The 16,222-nt window shown below is 52.8% G+C and carries 13 protein-coding genes; 10 read left to right on the plus strand and 3 right to left on the minus strand.

Translation table 11 applies throughout. From position 1 onward, the window contains the following. Positions 1-176: 176 nt before the first annotated feature. Genes Pan97_RS14070 through Pan97_RS14080 form a run of 3 tightly spaced genes read right to left on the minus strand, consistent with a single transcriptional unit; the run spans position 177 to position 5,359 of the window. Positions 177-1,637, minus strand: a complete 1,461-nt coding sequence (locus Pan97_RS14070; protein ID WP_165698754.1) for an ankyrin repeat domain-containing protein — start codon at positions 1,635-1,637, stop codon at positions 177-179. Between the two features lie 27 nt (positions 1,638-1,664). Beyond that, positions 1,665-2,993, minus strand: coding sequence for a DUF1552 domain-containing protein (locus Pan97_RS14075; RefSeq protein ID WP_144973542.1), 1,329 nt, complete (start codon positions 2,991-2,993; stop codon positions 1,665-1,667). Between the two features lie 2 nt (positions 2,994-2,995). Further along, on the minus strand, positions 2,996-5,359 hold the full coding sequence (locus Pan97_RS14080) for a DUF1592 domain-containing protein (protein ID WP_144973544.1): 2,364 nt from the start codon (positions 5,357-5,359) through the stop codon (positions 2,996-2,998). A gap of 983 nt (positions 5,360-6,342) precedes the next feature. Between Pan97_RS14080 and Pan97_RS14085 the strand changes: the two genes are divergently transcribed. From Pan97_RS14085 to Pan97_RS14125, 10 genes are all read left to right on the plus strand, one after another. Continuing rightward, on the plus strand, positions 6,343-6,870 hold the full coding sequence (locus Pan97_RS14085) for a sigma-70 family RNA polymerase sigma factor (RefSeq protein WP_165698756.1): 528 nt from the start codon (positions 6,343-6,345) through the stop codon (positions 6,868-6,870). Continuing rightward, a complete protein-coding gene (locus Pan97_RS14090; RefSeq protein WP_144973548.1) occupies positions 6,867-8,432 on the plus strand; it encodes a LamG-like jellyroll fold domain-containing protein in 1,566 nt (521 codons plus the stop codon). Before Pan97_RS14085 ends, Pan97_RS14090 begins: the two co-directional genes overlap by 4 nt. Positions 8,433-8,653: 221 nt before the next feature. Continuing rightward, positions 8,654-9,640, plus strand: coding sequence for a glycerophosphodiester phosphodiesterase family protein (locus Pan97_RS14095; protein ID WP_144973550.1), 987 nt, complete (start codon positions 8,654-8,656; stop codon positions 9,638-9,640). A 56-nt stretch (positions 9,641-9,696) separates the two neighbouring features. Next, entirely contained in the window at positions 9,697-10,647 is a 951-nt protein-coding gene (locus tag Pan97_RS14100; RefSeq protein ID WP_144978422.1) for a DUF1559 domain-containing protein, read from the plus strand. 63 nt (positions 10,648-10,710) lie between these two features. Beyond that, positions 10,711-11,169, plus strand: a complete 459-nt coding sequence (locus tag Pan97_RS26295) for a hypothetical protein (protein WP_165698757.1) — start codon at positions 10,711-10,713, stop codon at positions 11,167-11,169. A 107-nt stretch (positions 11,170-11,276) separates the two neighbouring features. After that, entirely contained in the window at positions 11,277-12,707 is a 1,431-nt protein-coding gene (locus Pan97_RS14105) for an HTTM domain-containing protein (protein WP_165698758.1), read from the plus strand. Positions 12,708-13,328: 621 nt separating this feature from the next. Next, complete coding sequence (locus Pan97_RS14110; RefSeq protein WP_144973554.1) at positions 13,329-14,258, plus strand: DUF1559 domain-containing protein; 930 nt, start codon at positions 13,329-13,331, stop codon at positions 14,256-14,258. After that, on the plus strand, positions 14,259-14,732 hold the full coding sequence (locus Pan97_RS14115; RefSeq protein WP_144973556.1) for a hypothetical protein: 474 nt from the start codon (positions 14,259-14,261) through the stop codon (positions 14,730-14,732). A gap of 40 nt (positions 14,733-14,772) precedes the next feature. Continuing rightward, on the plus strand, positions 14,773-15,711 hold the full coding sequence (locus Pan97_RS14120) for a DUF1559 domain-containing protein (protein WP_144978424.1): 939 nt from the start codon (positions 14,773-14,775) through the stop codon (positions 15,709-15,711). 60 nt (positions 15,712-15,771) lie between these two features. Next, the gene (locus tag Pan97_RS14125; RefSeq protein ID WP_144973558.1) at positions 15,772-16,221 is read left to right on the plus strand and encodes a hypothetical protein; all 450 of its coding nucleotides are present in this window, start codon (positions 15,772-15,774) and stop codon (positions 16,219-16,221) included. Position 16,222 lies beyond the last annotated feature (1 nt).

Genomic DNA, 16,222 nt, shown 5'->3' on the forward strand with positions numbered 1-16,222 from the left:
AATGGATGGACTTGACCCAGGTCCCGAGCGTGGGTGAGGAACATGGTCTGAGTTTTTGAAAGCACACCACCACACGCTTTGGGAGCGCGACTTCTTCAGCAAACGCATCTGGACATCGACAGGGCCGCGTAGAAACCCAATTTGACGATTCCGATAAACGATATCCTGGTGCTCAATTATTCAGGCCGGATCCCCCGTTCTCTTTCGATTGCGGCTTCAAACGCCGCCACGGTTTCCGGTGACGGCTTGAAGGATCCGGGACGTTTTCCCCGGGCAATATCCATCGGCGTTGTTCCGTACTTGCTTTTGCGATTCCAAACCCTGGACTCCGCACCGAGGCGATGAAGTTCAGTGACCACCGTCGGGAAATTTCGGTAAGCGGCACCATGCATGACCGTTTCACCGTTTCCGTCGACATGATTGACATCCGCGCCCAAGCTGCAAAGAAGGCCGAGTGTTGCAATGACTTCTTCGGGCGTTCCTGGTTCTTCCCCAACTGCGAAAACGCCGATTCCAGCAGCCGCGAGAAGGGGCGTCACGTTATCCGCATTTGCTTGAGTCGGATCAGCCCCTAAGTCCAAAAGAACCTCCAGTAGCTCCAAATCGGCCGTTTTGCTGGCAAACAAAAAGGGGGTAGCTCCCTTGTGGTTGAGCCGTGCCCGTCCGCCCTTCCCGCCCACAAGCTGCAAATTGATGTCGGCACCTAGACGCACAATTTCACGAACGAATTGCAGATCGGTAACGTTTCCCGAACCGCGCGGAGGAGGATCGCCGTCGACATTGTCCCCAATGTTGGTTCTGCGAACCCACGTCAATGCGTGCAATGGTGAATAGCCGCTACGTTGGTCATTCGGGTCGGCACCAAGATGTACCAAATCCAAGGCGAGTTCAAAATGGCCACTTTCAACCGCCAACATCAATGCTGACATCTTATCGCGTGGAGCACGCCCGGCCGTACTCTTGGGACGCATCACTCGATTAACATCAACTCCTGAGGCAATCAAGGTTCGAGCAACGTCAATCTTTCCTTGACGTGCTGCGAACATGAGCGCGGTAAATCCGGAAGAAAGACTCCGATTAGGATCTGCTCCCGCCTGAAGAAGACGCTGGACGACTTGCGTATGCCCCTCTGCCGCTGCCCACATTAGTGCCGTTTGCCCGTTCCGTTCAGTAGAATCGACCTCGGCTCCAGCCTTGAGCAAGAGATCGACGGAATCAACGATACCGGTTCTGGCCGCGGTCATTAACGGAGTTTCTCCCCCGGCAACTGCCAGATTCGGATTTGCGCTGGCATTGAGAAGCGCACGAACAACTTTCGGCTTTCCCATTTCGCAGGCGATCGAAAGGGCCGTAATCCCGTATTCGGTTGGAGAGTCCACGTCGGCTGCGGAGTCGATCAAAACACGCGTCGCTTCATCGCTGCCATGGAATGCCGCCCAGTGCAGTGCCGTCATACCGTCAGGCTGTGCCGCGTTGGGGTTCTGATTAGCACGAAGATGCTTCTCTACGGATGCCCAATCGGCACTCTCAGCCGCATCGACAAGCGAGATCTCGCGTGTTTCGCCATATAACTCACCTGTCCCGGCCAACAGCACTAGTGTCGCAGCGATCGACGTCGTCCAGAGGAGCCAATTCATGCGGTTATCAGGGAATGCAAACATGATCTAGATAAACAACTCTTCGACTTCGCCAGTGCTATCAGCGAATTGATCCAATGGGACTCCGGCTTTACGTAGTAGGGTCAAATGCAAATTCGACAACGGAGTGGGCTGATCGAAACGGATGTGACGTCCTCCCTGCATATTGCCGGCGGCACCACCGGCAACCAAGGTCGGCAAGTTGCTGTGATCGTGCGCATCGGGATCTCCCATGCCGCTGCCGTACAGTAGCAGACTGTGGTCTAGAAGTGTTCCACTTCCTTCCGGAATTGATCTGAGCTTCTCCAGAAAGCCTGCAAAAAGTGAAACATGAAACGCGTTGATCTTTGCGACTTTTGCCAGTTTTTCTGGATTATTACCGTGATGCGTCACGGGATGATGCGGATCGGGAACGCCGATTTCGGGATAGCTACGTGTGCTTGCTTCACGAGCCAGCTGGAATGTCGTCACACGGGTTATATCCCCTTGAAACGCAAGTGCCTGAAGATCAAACATGATGCGGGCATGTTCGGCATACGATGCGGGGACCCCGAGCGGGCGATCCAAATCGGGTAACGGGTTCTCTTCAATGTTTTCTTCGGCGTATTGAATTCGGCGTTCCACCTCGCGAATATTCTCGAGATAGCCGTCGATTCTCTGCTGATCTTCGACGCCCAACTGGTTCTTTAGCCTCTTCATTTCGCCAACGACCGAATCCAAAAGACTTGCCCGTCGTGATAGCGCTGCCTTGCGATCTTCAACTGAACCTCCAGCACCAAAGAGTGTTTCGAATACCAGGCGAGGATGTGCTTCCGCTGGCAGCGGCGTCGTCGGCGATGACCAGGAAAGATTGTTCTGGTAGACGCAAGCATAGCCATTGTCGCATTGCCCCACGGTGCTTAGCAGGTCCATTGCCAACTCTAGCGAGGGTAATTGCGAGTTCCTACCAATTGATCGGGCCGCAATTTGGTCTACCGTCGTACCAAGATAGTAATCGGAACTTTCCGTACGCTTCGCACGGGCTGCGCTGAGGAATGCCGAATTCGACGTTGCGTGAGAGCCCGGATAGGCATTCCGCAGTTCCATGTTCGTGATGACCGAAAGTTGATCTTTCACGCCTGACAGCGATGCAAGGCTCGAAGGAAGATGTTCGAGTGTACTTCCTTGGGGCGTCCACTCGCTGGGATTGAAGCCCATCGGCATATAGATATAGCTCAGCCGGCGTAGCTTGCTGGGCTCTGCAACGGTCGTCTCTTCCGCCGTTAGTGCCGGGACCATGGCATTCAACAGTGGCAATGCGACGGCAGCACCGGCACCACGCAGCAAGGTCCGTCTTGATAGAGCTTTCTTCCTCACGATCACGGCGCAGTCCTCATCAAAAAAGGTGGACTCAAAACGATCCCCTTAACCAGGGTCGAGAATTGATAGTTATCTCTTTCCGCGTCACTTACAACGCGTCGAATGGCTGGCCCATCATACGACTCGATCCCTCGCCCTAGGGCATAGGTCATCAGTTTTTCCACAATCGTGGTTGCAAAAATCTCGGGACGCTCAAGAAAAAATTTCTCAAGTGCGTCGATACCACTTAGGAAAGATCCGTCTGGAAGTTCACCAGAGGCGTCAACCGGCTGGCCGTTCTCCAGTTCCCGCCATCGGCCAACGGCGTCAAAGCTTTCCAACGTAAACCCAAGCGGATCGATCAAGTCGTGACAAGTAGCACAGGCCGGATTGCCCCGATGCAGACTTAGACGATCTCGTACCGAAAGATTGTTCGTCGCGGTGTTCTTTTCTTCCAAAGCAGGAACATTCGGTGGCGGCGGAGGAGGAGGTGTTCCGATCAAATTGCTGAGAATCCAGTCACCACGGATCGTTGGCGATGTCCGAGTCGCATAGGAAGTAACGGTCAAAACACTTCCCTGCCGAAGCAGGCCGCCTCGGTGTGTCGGTTGGTCGAGGTCCACGCGTCGAAAATGGCTTCCGTAAACATGATCGATGCCATAGTGGCGGGCAAGCCGCTCGTTGAGGAAGGTGTATGGTGAGTCAATAAGTGTCGATACACTTCGATCATGGGTGACAACATCGTGGAATAGCAACTCAGTCTCTTTACAAAATGCTTGCCGCAGATTGTCATCCCAGTCTGGGAAGAGCCGCAAATCCGGCTGTATTGAGTCGAGGTTTCTTAGATGTAGCCACTGACAAGCAAAGTTCTTCGCCAGAGATTCCGAACGTGGATCGGCGAGCATCCGCTCGACTTGGCGTTCTAAAATGACGGGATCATGAAGCGTTCCCTTTTCGGCTAACGTCAACAGTTCTTCGTCGGGAATGCTGCTCCAAAGAAAGAAGGACAGCCGGCTTGCCAGTTCGATGTCCGATACTGCATAGTTTTCGCCTGACTTAACGTCAGGAGGAACTGTTTCAATACGGAACAAAAAGTTCGGATTAACCAAGATCGCCGCGATTGCTGCTTCAATCCCTGCCTCGAATCCGCTCCCTTCCCGTTCTCGACGAAAAAAGGACAACGGGACAGTCAAGTCACTTTCCGCAGGCGGCCGACGATAAGCTTTTCGCACCAGATTTCGGATGATCGTTTCGCCACATGCCAATTCTTCTTCCTTGGAATCCGGATAGCAGACAAAGATCACGTCGCGGCTGGCCGTACGCCCTGCCCCCTTCGGTTGAAATGGACCAACAATCGAAATTTCGAAGACGGCGGGCTCTTGCCGCGGATGACGATGTCGATTAAACGAAGCATCAAAGGGTTGGCGTTTGATTTCCATCAGGGAACGGTACTGTTGCGGGAAGGTGACTCCCAATCGATGCCTGCCCGCCTTAACAGCAAACCGACTACTCAATTCGCTATCGACATTGCTGTAGTCGCCATTTTGGGGACGACTAGTAGTCAGCCGATCGATTCTTTTACCATCCAAAAGAACATCAAGATCGTGGACTCCATGAATTCCTTCCACCTTCTCATCTCGATCACGTGTCAGCCTCACGTGGACTTCGTATTGTCCATCTTGAGGAAAGTGATGGTCGACAACGGTGCCACCACGGGTACCTAGCGGAAGCCCCTCAACGTGGCGGTCCTGTGTTCGATCGGGAGGAAGACGGACAGTTCTCCCCTCAACAAAATCAACACGACGACCAATTGCTGTACGACTAATTCGCTCTGCTGCGGTCAGATAGCGGCTTAGCAAAGTTGGGGATAGCTCACCTGTCGTGACATTGTCGAAACCATGACTCTCCGAATCAGCGGGCAGTAGTTCATCCACATCGACTTCCAATCTGAGCAAGTCACGTACTGCTTGACGATACTCATATCTCGTCATCCGTCGCATCGAGGCCGTAGCACCTGGCCTGGGAAACTTTGTCGCATGTTTCTGCAACATCGTATCGATTGCATCGATCGCTTGATCGTATTGTTCGTTACTGGGACGGTCAGAGTTGGCCGGGGGCATTTGCCGCGTCAGCAGACGTCGGTGCACCTTTTCCCAACGATCTGACTCCCATTCGTGTTGATTCGTCCGCGTTAAAGAAGAGGCAAAGCCATCCAGGCTGAATTGCCCTTCCGGCTCGCCGCCGGAGTGACAATCCAAACAGTATCGTTCGATCAGCGCGGTGAGCCGCGCAGGCTCATTTGGGGTATCTTCCGCCCCTGCTACGCGCACATTCCATGCAAACGTAATGAACAAACACAAGATGAGTAGAAGATGAGGACGCATATCGTTAGGGAGTAGCAGGATGGAAGCGTAGTGCCTATTCAAATCAATTCTATCTTCCCGCAGCCCCTTGAATCTAGCCAATTCCCCAACGTTTAGTGAGCAACGAACAATGATTCAAAGAGAACGAATGATGTTGATGAGGCTACGCCCGATTTTGCCCCTAAATCGTCATTCCCAGAATGGCTGGGAAAGTCCAACTCGCTTCTAAGATTATCGTCCTTGGACAGTTTGCTCGGTGCGCATCAATTGATTCTTTGGTTTTTGTGCATTCCACGGGATCCGGGATCACAAACGAATGACGCACTTTTGTAAACTCAAATGATTCGCTGGCAGGCAGTGCAACGTCCGTGTCGTTTCTAATTAAAATGCGGCAAAGTTTGAGCAGCCAACCGCGGCTCCCGAATGGATACTTAGCGCTGGCGATTTAGCGCCGATGTACCCAAGCGGTCGTCCAGGACAGAAAGACGTTACCGAAAACATCGAACCGCTACCCTTTTCTGTATCAGCATAAGTAAGAAAACCCGAGATCTTCATCTGGCCAAACTAGCCTGGCCAGATAATAGGTCGCGGGTGACGCAAGTCCTGAGGCGTCTGATCAACCAATAGCCTGGCGAGTATCAATCCTGGATTGTTCACGCAACGACCGTTCGGCATTGGGAGATCATAAATCGTACGCATGGCACGCCCTGCTGGGAGACTTTCTGTTCGGTTTTTAACTCTTGGTTAAGATCTCAGCCATTCCCAGACAGGTAAATCATGGCACTCACCTTCTTTTCTTGGGAGACGCTCACCGTGAAATGGTTAAGGTCGCATTAAGACGTATCAAACTCGATCGAATTCCTGAAATTGTCAGGAATTGATGTAAGAACTGCGGCGGTAGCTATGGATGCCCATAGAAAATGCGCGATTCGCGTGGTAGGTCTGTTCCTCACGTTTACTTGTTGGACAGCTCATTTTTCAGTTCTTGCGAGATGAACGGATCCATGACTGAAACCCATCCAACTCCCGTCTTAGCGGCCCTGTGGGTGAGAGCCCAACCGGCGGTGGCGGCATTTATTTCTTCGTTGGAACCTGACTTCCATGACTCGGAAGAGATCCTACAGCAAACCGCCGTGACCGCGACGGAAAAGTTCCCTGAGTACGATTCGAAGCGACCTTTCGTTGCGTGGGCAATTGGCCTGGCTCGTATCGAGGCCCTTCGCTATCGCCAGAAAAGAGGAAGAGACCGGCATGTTTTTGACAACGAGATCCTGGACCTCGTTGCCGAAGCCGTCCAACAGGAAAACGAACAGATCGGTGAGATTCGGGCAGCGCTGAAAGCTTGCCTGAGCAAGACGAGTGGCCGAGTCCGCCAGGTTCATGAAATGCATTACGGTAAAGGCATGTCCCCCCGCGAAATCGCGAGCCAGCTTATGTCGACCGAGAATTCTGTCTTCGTTGCGCTGCATCGTGCGAGAAATGCCCTCCGGCTGTGCGTCGGAAAGCAATTGAAAAGGATTGGAGTGTCATGACCGACCCAGAAGAGCTCATGTCGAAGTACTTATTCGGCCTTTCAACCGACTACGATTCGCGACAGCTGAAGCAATGGCTAAAACAAACGCCAGAGAACGTTCGTGAATTCACGAGAGCCGTTTACCTGCACCAGGCCATCCGCGATCATCTTTCGGGAGAAGAAGTCTTACGCTCGGAAATAGAAGCGGATGAATCAGCATCGCCTGCAAACGACACTTGCGATCTCGCAAATAGCGACCACTCCGAAAGCGCTTACCTTCCGCAAAGACGCACGTTGTGGTTCTCAATCGCGTTGTCGCTGCTTGTCGGCATTGGAATTACCGCATGGACACTTGTCCCGCCATTCGAGCAAGAGATTGTCGGTGTCGCCAGGGTCCTTGAGCAGCGCGATGCCGTATTCGAATCTAGTTCCATGTCTCCACATCATTCGGGAATTCTATCCGGTGGAACTTACTCATTGACCAATGGTGAATTGCTAATCAGATTCCATGGAGGAGCGTTAGGTGTCATACGTGCCCCAACACAATTCCAAATCAATTCAATTTCTTCCGTCAGATTGCATCGAGGCCAGATCGCAGTGACTTGCCCTTCCCGGGACAGTCGCGGCTTTCGCGTGAAGGTTCCTCATGGAGACATCGTTGATCTGGGAACGGAATTTGGTGTCGAAGTCGACAAGTTTGGAGATGCGCATGTCTACGTGTTTCAAGGAACGGTCGTTGCACAAAATGCGAACAATAGGGTCACGCTGAAGGTCGGAGACGCGGCTCGAATTTCCAAGGCTCAGGGCGTCGTTTCCGCCAACGTTTCTCCAAGCACTTTCTATCGTCAACGTGACTGGGAGATGCCATCCCTACTCAAGCGTGCCGGTGGTGAGGCCAACTTGGCGAATGATTCTAATCTTTTGCTTTGGTTGCCCATGTCTCGACTGCAGGGGCAAACCACTCCAGTTAATCTGGCAATGGGCGGTCGCAACCCTGTTGTCCTTCAGACCGCCATTGCATTCCACGCTAGCGACTCAGGCCTGCATGAATTGTCGGTGACGAATTCTCACGATGCCTTGCACATGAATGTCCCTGGAAACCATCGTCAGCTGACCTTGGCGGCCTGGGTACGCTTTAGCAAGGAGCAGGGACCAGATCGTGAACATCGGGGAATCCTCATGTCCGATTCCTTTCAAGATCGCGGCGAAGTCCACTGGCAGCGCAAAGGACACGACTTCCGCTTGACCATCTCGACCGGAAAAAGAGGCCAACACGAAATCTTTCGTGCCCCCACCGGACGCCTTGAGAACGATCGTTGGTATCACTTGGCAAGTGTCATCGATCTCGATCAACGCAAAGTTACGCATTATCTTGATGGCGTCGAGGTTGGCCAGCAGCGGGTCCAATCCGTCATAGGTAAGGTCTCCTTAGGTGAATGTACTTTAGGGGCTTGGGCACCAGGCGCCGAACCGGAAACCGATGACCGCTCCCTCAACGGGGACCTCGACGATGTCATGATTTGGAATCGAGCGCTTGATGCCGAGCAGATTCGCTCCCTCGCAGACTTTCGGTCGCAATAGCTTCGGCTCCATTGTCTTTGAAATCAGCAGCCCCGCGTCATCCATAGGATGGCCGGGGCTTTTTTCGTCCACACTTCGCAGGAAATAGCCACCTGCTTGCAGTTCGACCGCGCGTCAAGCGTGACCAATGTCTTTGAATTCATCTAACCTTCATGAAAGGAATCTCGACTCGCGCTGGATACATGTGAGACTAAAACTATCCCGGTTAACGAGGAGTACCCATGCGAGTTCTTGTGTTCTTGACGCTTGCCTTGGCGACTGTTTGCGGATGTGGTGAGTTGCCACTATCGCCAGCAGAAACGCAGGCAAGTCCACCGGAAAGAATGGCCGCCCTGTCCAGGCAAGTTGCCGACATGCCACCGATCGCGAGCGACTCGCGCGCAGCGCAGCTACTTTCTGAATTGAAGAACGTGACCAACGATAAGGTTTTCGTGGTCGCACATCGAGGGCACTGGCACGCAGCCCCGGAAAACTCGCTTGCCGCTATTCAAAGCTGTATCGAGTTGGGCGTCGACATGGTCGAAATCGACGTGCGTCCCACGATGGATGGACGCTACGTCTTGCTTCACGACAAAACACTTGAACGCTCGACCAACGGTACCGGAAAGGTCAGCCATCACTCACTCCAGCAAATTCAGTCGTTACGATTCAAAGACGAAGAGGGTCGGCTCACCGATCACCGGATTGCCACACTGGAAGAAGGCTTGCAGTTGGCGCGAGGCAAGATCTTGCTGTACCTCGACAAGTCCGAATACGACATCCCCGAGGTCTATAAAATCGTTAAACAATACGGGATGGAGGATCATGTCTTCTTCTACGGCAACCGCACCGTGGACGAACTGAAGTCCCACTGTGGTGACGTGTTCGAGGAGTTTCATTACCTACCCAAGCTGGGTGACTCGACTACTAACGCGAGTCATTACATCGCATCCTTCACCGAACAGAAGAAGCCACTCGCTTTTGTAACAAGCTTTGCCAAGGATGATTCGTCAGTCCTGACCCAATTCGATACGATCCGCCAATCTGGCATCCGCGTTTGGGCAAGTCCCTTGTGGGACGAACTTTGTGCCGGACATACCGACGAGCGAGCCCTGAAGGATCCGGCAGGAAACTGGGGTTGGCTACTCGATCGCGGCGCCACAATGCTGTGCACCGACCAACCCCGGGAACTCTTGGAATATCTCCGTTCCCAAGGTCGACACGACTAGAACATCCTTCCGTTCGCTTAGAACATCACATTCAAATATTCATAGAGAAATAAACCATGTCCATTTCACAAAAACATTCGTCCGGTTTCACGCTCGTCGAACTTCTGGTTGTTATTGCCATCATCGGGATTCTCATCGCGTTACTTTTGCCCGCGGTACAGCAGGCTCGTGAAGCTGCCCGCCGTATGCAATGCAAAAACAACTTAAAGCAACTTGGGCTGGGACTGCATAATTACCACGACACCTTTGGCAGTTTGCCGCTGGGGACATTCACCAACCCGGATCCCTATGCTTCCAATGCCAATGACGGATGGAGTTGGTCGGTTGCCCTTTTGCCCTTCATTGAGCAGCCAGGCTTATACGAACTCCTCAATCCGCAAGGTCAGTACGGTATTGTGGCCAGCACCTACGACTCGACAAGCGCGCCGATTGCTGGTGCCGAGACGGTTCTATCCGTTTTCCGTTGTCCCTCGTCGGTTCTACCTGATCACGTACCAGCCTCTATCAATGTCGATGGTTCCCAAGAGATGGTCGACGAACAGATCGTGGGGTATGCCGTTTCCGACTATAAGGGATCGTCCGGATACTACCTCGACGGAATCTTTATGCGTCACGGCGATGCCGTGGTATGGGGAAATGGCGGCGGTGGTTCGGCCCCCAATGTTCGGTTCCGAGACATCACCGATGGAACGAGCAATACACTGGCCATCGGCGAATCATCCTATCCAGGCCGAAATGGCAGGAGTGATTGGCCGGTATGGGCTGCTTCGGGGCGATCGGACGAACAGGTCATCATGAAGACGACTGACCCAATCAACGGTGGGGCGACGTCGACCAGCCGCTTCTGGGAAGCGATCGACGATGATTGTGCGATGAGCTACCACACCAGCGGAGCCCAGTTTGTATTCGCGGATGGATCGGTTCACTTTCTGAGTGAGAACATGGAATACGAAACCTATACCAATCTGGGCAACCGCAACGACGGTCAAGTCCTCGGGGCCTACTAGGCCTACCGCTGCTCAATGCCAATCACACTCAACCGAACAAGAATGACATAAGGAATCTACCTGATGAAAACTTGGTACCTGGTGCCTCTTGCCTTGGCGATCTTTGCCTCGGGATGTAGCACGAAAGAATTTGAAGTCGCCGACGTGCAGGGCGTATGTGTTTGCAATGGAACGCCGATCACAGCAGGCTGGATCCAGTTCTCGCCGATCTCCGAAGACTCTCAAACGATGCCAGGCAAACCGGCAATGGGACAAATCAAGCAGGACGGAACCTTTCTTCTGTCGACCTATTCCAAAGGAGATGGAGCGGTGGTTGGCAAACATCGAATCCGTATCACGGAGCCGACCATGCCAGATCCCAGCGAGATCGCTCAAGGAGTACCAGTTCCCCAGAAACACAATTGTCAGCTGCCCGAAGAATTGATTCTGGAAGTGAAACCAGGCGAAGCGAATCACTTCGTGATCGAGTTAGAGCCCAAGTCACGACGCACGGCCAGTCGCCGTCCGGCATACGACGGCTAACGAGTCGCTTGAAGGCTAGCCGCCCGACGTCAAGCGAACCGAGGGCGGCCAAGTTTATAAAGTCCCGTTCGACACCTTTCCGAGGTCAAGCTAATAGGCCAATGAGTATGAAGCGATTGACGAACACGCTGTTTCAATCGGTCGATGGGGCGTCACTGGCGGTCGTGCGAATCTTATTTGGTCTCGTCATGTTTGCCTGGTGCATTTCCTACCTGGCCTTGGGCAAAATCCAGAACTTTTACGTCGAACCGACTTACCACTTCAAGTATGTGGGCTTCCACTGGGTGCAGGTGGCGTCTGAGTCAGCAATGACGAGCATCTTCCTTTTGATGGGGGCTTCCGCACTTCTCATTGCTTTGGGCTGGTTCTATCGAATCGCAGCGATTGGGTTCGCGATCCTATTCATCTACGTATTCCTGGTCGATAAAACAACCTACCAAAATCATTACTATTTTGTCTGCTTGATGAGTCTGTTGATGGCGAGCGTACCTGCCAATCGGGCGTGGAGCGTCGACAACCGATTGGGGCGGATCGCCACGTCTAGTTCTGTGCCGATGTGGTCGATTTGGTTGATTCGTTTTCAGGTAGGCGTTGTCTATTTCTTCGGCGGAGTCGCAAAGATCAGTCCAGACTGGATTCAAGGCTTCCCCATGCGTGGAATGCTGGCGCAGCAAGAGTCTCACGTTCTCTTGGCACCGTTTGCCCACGAGGAATGGGCTGTCCAGACGATTGTTTGGGGAGGAATGTTGTTCGATCTTTTGATCGTCCCGCTCCTTCTCTGGAAGCGAACGCGCATTCTGGCATTCTGTCTCGTAGTTTTCTTTCACATAACGAATTCGATCATGTTTCCGATCGGCATATTTCCTTGGATCATGATCGGGCTGACAAGCATCTTCCTAGAGCCCGATTGGCCCCGCCGGCTATTACGCCCAGAGGAGGAGTCGATTCCTGTCAGTCGGTCCAACACCGATACCCTGTCCTCTTGGCGAACGGCAATCGTGACCCTCCTGGTCGCCTGGTGCCTCGTCCAAGTTACACTTCCCTTTCGGCATTGGCTTTATCCTGGCAACGTCAATTGGACCGAACGTGGACATTACTTTTCATGGCACATGATGCTGCGAGGTAAACGCTCCGCGATTCGCTTCCACATTCTCGATCCGGTCACAGGGCGTCGTGGCATCTATCCTTTGCAGAATGACCTGCAAACCCATCAATTGGCACGAATGTCGCGTGACCCAGAACTTATACGAGACTTTGCCTGCCACATTGAAGCAACTTGCCAATCGCATGGCTTTCGTGATGTCGAAGTGAGGGCATTCGTGCTTTGTTCGCTAAACGGTCGGCGTCCTCAACTCTTGATCTCTCCCGAGGTTGATTTAACCTCTCCCGAGCTACGATCGACAGAGGATTGGGTTATCCCCCTATCTGAACCGCTGCCCCAAGAGATCTGGGAGCATCCACTTACATCTTGGGAGCAGCTAGTTATGACCGACCCTTTGAATTCCTACATGCCTCCCCGTGCAGAACCCTCTTCGTGAATGGTCTCTGTTTGGGATTTTGAGCCATCTGATACGGGGAAAAGGGTTTAACGATTCCGAGTCCCTTTCGGTCTACTCTTGAGGGGGTGACAATGCACCCATGGCAGGACGCGTGGTCCTTGAAAACACAGAGTTTTCACGCAAACAACGCTGATGAAGTCAGGCGTACAGAGCAGCCCCCCTATCTGGAAAATCGCCGCCGGCGACTAGCGGGTTGAGCAAACAGATTCACCTGAACTTAATCAATCGCTACTGAGTGGGCTTGTTCGTCTCAGCTACTGCTTAAATTCAATATCTTGCCCCATCGTGACGCCCCTCTGAAATAATTGGGCCGCCATCCGTTGCGGCTGCGCATCCAACCTGGATCGTGGTTTTGTGCTGTGGAAAGGCGCATTGCCATTTTACGCAATGCCGGCTGCAAGTCCGTGGATGCTGCTACCGCACACCGACCTGACTGTGTGGATAGTGGGCTGCGAAACGACCAATTCAATGCCACCCGCCAAGGTGCGTTAATTTGCGCACACTGCAATGCCATTTTTTAATAGCACGAAATGAATGGCTCGCCTAATATCCGGCTCGTTGGAGGTTCACACAACTCTACATACCTTGAGGATCGAAATCATGGCAAAACGCTACGGGTTCACACTCGTCGAATTACTGGTGGTGATCGCCATCATCGGAGTCTTAATCAGCTTGCTACTACCAGCCGTTCAAGCAGCGCGAGAATCGGCTCGCCGGATGCAGTGCAGCAACAATTTGAAACAGATTGGGTTGGCAATGCATAACTACCACGACACCTTTGGCTCGCTCCCGTCAGGATACGTCGACGACCCTAATGATTCGGGTGGTGTCGATGGGTTTGGTTGGGCTTGGGGGGCCTTGATTCTTGACCAAATCGAACAAACCGCGCTGCGAGACCAATTAAGTGTCGGCGCACAGAACGTAAGCCAAGCGGTGCAGAACAATCTTGAGCTGCTGCAAACCAACTTGCCCGCATACCGTTGCCCAAGCGCTCCCGATCCCGACATCAACCCCCACTGGGATTTCAATGGCAGCAATCTCGCGTTGTCGAATTATGTAGGTGTTACAGGGTTTGGTTGGTCCCAGGTAGCTGGCAATGCTGAAACGCGAGGCGGCCCATTGTATCGCAACAGTCAGGTCACATTTGCAGATATCCATGACGGAACGAGCAATACGTTACTGGCTGGGGAGAAGATGCTTAAAAACTTACAAAGTGGCAACGTTCTCGGCGGTGCTGTCTGGGCTGCGTCCAATCGAACCAACGTCATGGGCACCCACACAACGACCTCCGACTCAGTTGGCAGTGTTCTTGGAGGAGGACATCCGCTACATCCGGTCAACGGTGATCCGGAAGCCGCTGGCGGATCGCTCGGCTGGGCCCCCATGGTATTCATGAGCCAACATCCGGGAGGCGCCCAGTTTGCACTTTGTGATGGATCGGCGCGCTTTATAAGTGAAAACCTGGATCAGAACACACTCATGTCCGCTCTGGTACAGATTGATGACAGATTACCCGTGGGGAATTTTTGAATGTTTCCGCAAAACATATTACCTCAGCACACCATCGCGTTTGTTGCCTTCTGCTTTATTGCCATCGCTGGAGGATGCGGCAACGGAGATTTCCAAACCGCCAAGGTAACCGGGGTGGTGACTTGTAAAGGCGAACCGATATCCAACGCGACGATCGTTTTTACGCCCGTGCCTATTGCCGGCAAATCGTTAATCGGGAAACCAGCCACGGGGGCTGTGGAGGCGGATGGAAGTTTCCAACTGACCACCTACAAGCACCAAGACGGCGCTGTTATCGGTAAACACCGCGTTGCCGTTACGTTTGCTGGCCAAGAACTAGCCGACCTCGTCCGAGAAGATGATGAGTTTCAGGACGTTGTGCCTCGCGCACGCAGACGAGCGAAGCTACCCCCATGTGCAAATTCGAACAAGCAAATCGAAGTCGAGGTGAAATCCGGAGAGAACCACTTTGACATCTCACTCTCTGACTCCTAGTCCGTTCATATCGCCAACTCACCATAAAAGGTCAACCGCCATGACGAAAAAGGGCTTTACGCTCGTTGAGCTTCTCGTTGTCATTGCCATTATTGGCATTTTGATCGCTCTGCTGTTGCCTGCCGTTCAACAGGCTCGCGAAGCCGCACGACGCATCCATTGCACAAACAATCTGAAGCAGCTTGGGCTATCGTTACATAATTATCACGATTCGCTGAATACGTTCCCTCCCGGATGGATTTACCTGAATTCAGGTCGCGACGTAAACACATTTGGAAGCGGTTCATTTGGCTGGGGCACCTTAGTGCTTCCATATATCGAACAAAGTGCTTTGTTTGAGCAACTCCAAACGGGGAGTCAAAGTTACAGCGCTGTCGCGGCGGAGCTAAGCTCTACCAAACTGGACGCATTTCGTTGCCCTTCAGACAACCCACCTAATCCCGTAGTAGCAGGTACCTTCCGACTGGGCGCCTCCAACTACAATGGCGTGATGGGAAGATATGATGTTGCTTTGGCGGGAACATCCCATTCGCCGCCTGTAGCGGCAACGCCATATCCTTTCTACAGTCGTTCAGACGCAGACAACGCGAAATTCAGACCGGATGGCGTGTTTGGCCCCAACAGTAAAATTAAGTTTCGCGACATCAACGATGGGACAAGCAATACGCTGGCTATCGGTGAAAAAAGCCAATTGCACGGCAATGCAAAGGCCGTTTGGATGGGTCCGCGTTACGACAAATGCGCAGGTTGTTCTACCGGGGCCGTCTTCGGAACCGTGGGGGTCGTCGACTTCGCCATCAATGAAGATGGAGGGACCAATGGCTGGCAAGAAGAACGCGTCTTCACCAGCCGTCATCCCGGTGGGGCCAATTTTGTTCTGTGTGACGGGTCGGTACGCTTTCTGGCGGAAACGATCGAGATGGCTACCTATTCCGATCTGGGTCAACGAAGCGATGGAAATGTCGTGGGTGAATATTAATCGTTCCAAGTTGTTCAGTTGTTTGCTTCTTTTCGACCAATTCTTCGTCAGGAGTTGAAGATGGGATTGCATGTAAAAATGGGCATCGCGTTGCTAGTAGTATGCGGTACGGTTGGCTGTGGAAACGATAGCGATATCCCATTGCTAGTCCCTGTTTCGGGGAAAGTTACCGTGGACGGAACCCCGATTGCAGGTTTGCAGGTTAGCTTTGAACCGATCGAAGGAAGACGGTCGACCGGTGTGACGGATCACAACGGTCAGTATGCTCTGGCATATTTGAAAGACTATCCAGGTGCTGTTTTAGGAGATCACCAGGTTCGAATTGCCTGGACGGGTGAAACCACAGACGAAGACGAGAACGGAGACGCCTCTGACGCGATGGAAATGCCTCTAGCGGCTCCCGTGGTAGTTGTTCCACCGCAGTACAACGTCAAGACGCAACTGCGTGCCACAGTGACTGAAGACTCAAAACAATTTGATTTCGAGATCACAACCGGTCGGAAAGGTTAAT

It is taken from the genome of Bremerella volcania, from assembly GCF_007748115.1.
Lineage (GTDB): Bacteria > Planctomycetota > Planctomycetia > Pirellulales > Pirellulaceae > Bremerella > Bremerella volcania.

Coding starts and splice junctions, on each gene's coding strand:
- Pan97_RS14070 (WP_165698754.1), bottom strand. CDS start 1,637: ATGAATTGGCTCCTCTGGACGACGTCGATCGCTGCGACACTAGTGCTG.
- Pan97_RS14080 (WP_144973544.1), bottom strand. CDS start 5,359: ATGCGTCCTCATCTTCTACTCATCTTGTGTTTGTTCATTACGTTTGCA.
- Pan97_RS14085 (WP_165698756.1), top strand. CDS start 6,343: ATGACTGAAACCCATCCAACTCCCGTCTTAGCGGCCCTGTGGGTGAGA.
- Pan97_RS14090 (WP_144973548.1), top strand. CDS start 6,867: ATGACCGACCCAGAAGAGCTCATGTCGAAGTACTTATTCGGCCTTTCA.
- Pan97_RS14095 (WP_144973550.1), top strand. CDS start 8,654: ATGCGAGTTCTTGTGTTCTTGACGCTTGCCTTGGCGACTGTTTGCGGA.
- Pan97_RS14100 (WP_144978422.1), top strand. CDS start 9,697: ATGTCCATTTCACAAAAACATTCGTCCGGTTTCACGCTCGTCGAACTT.
- Pan97_RS26295 (WP_165698757.1), top strand. CDS start 10,711: ATGAAAACTTGGTACCTGGTGCCTCTTGCCTTGGCGATCTTTGCCTCG.
- Pan97_RS14105 (WP_165698758.1), top strand. CDS start 11,277: ATGAAGCGATTGACGAACACGCTGTTTCAATCGGTCGATGGGGCGTCA.
- Pan97_RS14110 (WP_144973554.1), top strand. CDS start 13,329: ATGGCAAAACGCTACGGGTTCACACTCGTCGAATTACTGGTGGTGATC.
- Pan97_RS14115 (WP_144973556.1), top strand. CDS start 14,259: ATGTTTCCGCAAAACATATTACCTCAGCACACCATCGCGTTTGTTGCC.
- Pan97_RS14120 (WP_144978424.1), top strand. CDS start 14,773: ATGACGAAAAAGGGCTTTACGCTCGTTGAGCTTCTCGTTGTCATTGCC.
- Pan97_RS14125 (WP_144973558.1), top strand. CDS start 15,772: ATGGGATTGCATGTAAAAATGGGCATCGCGTTGCTAGTAGTATGCGGT.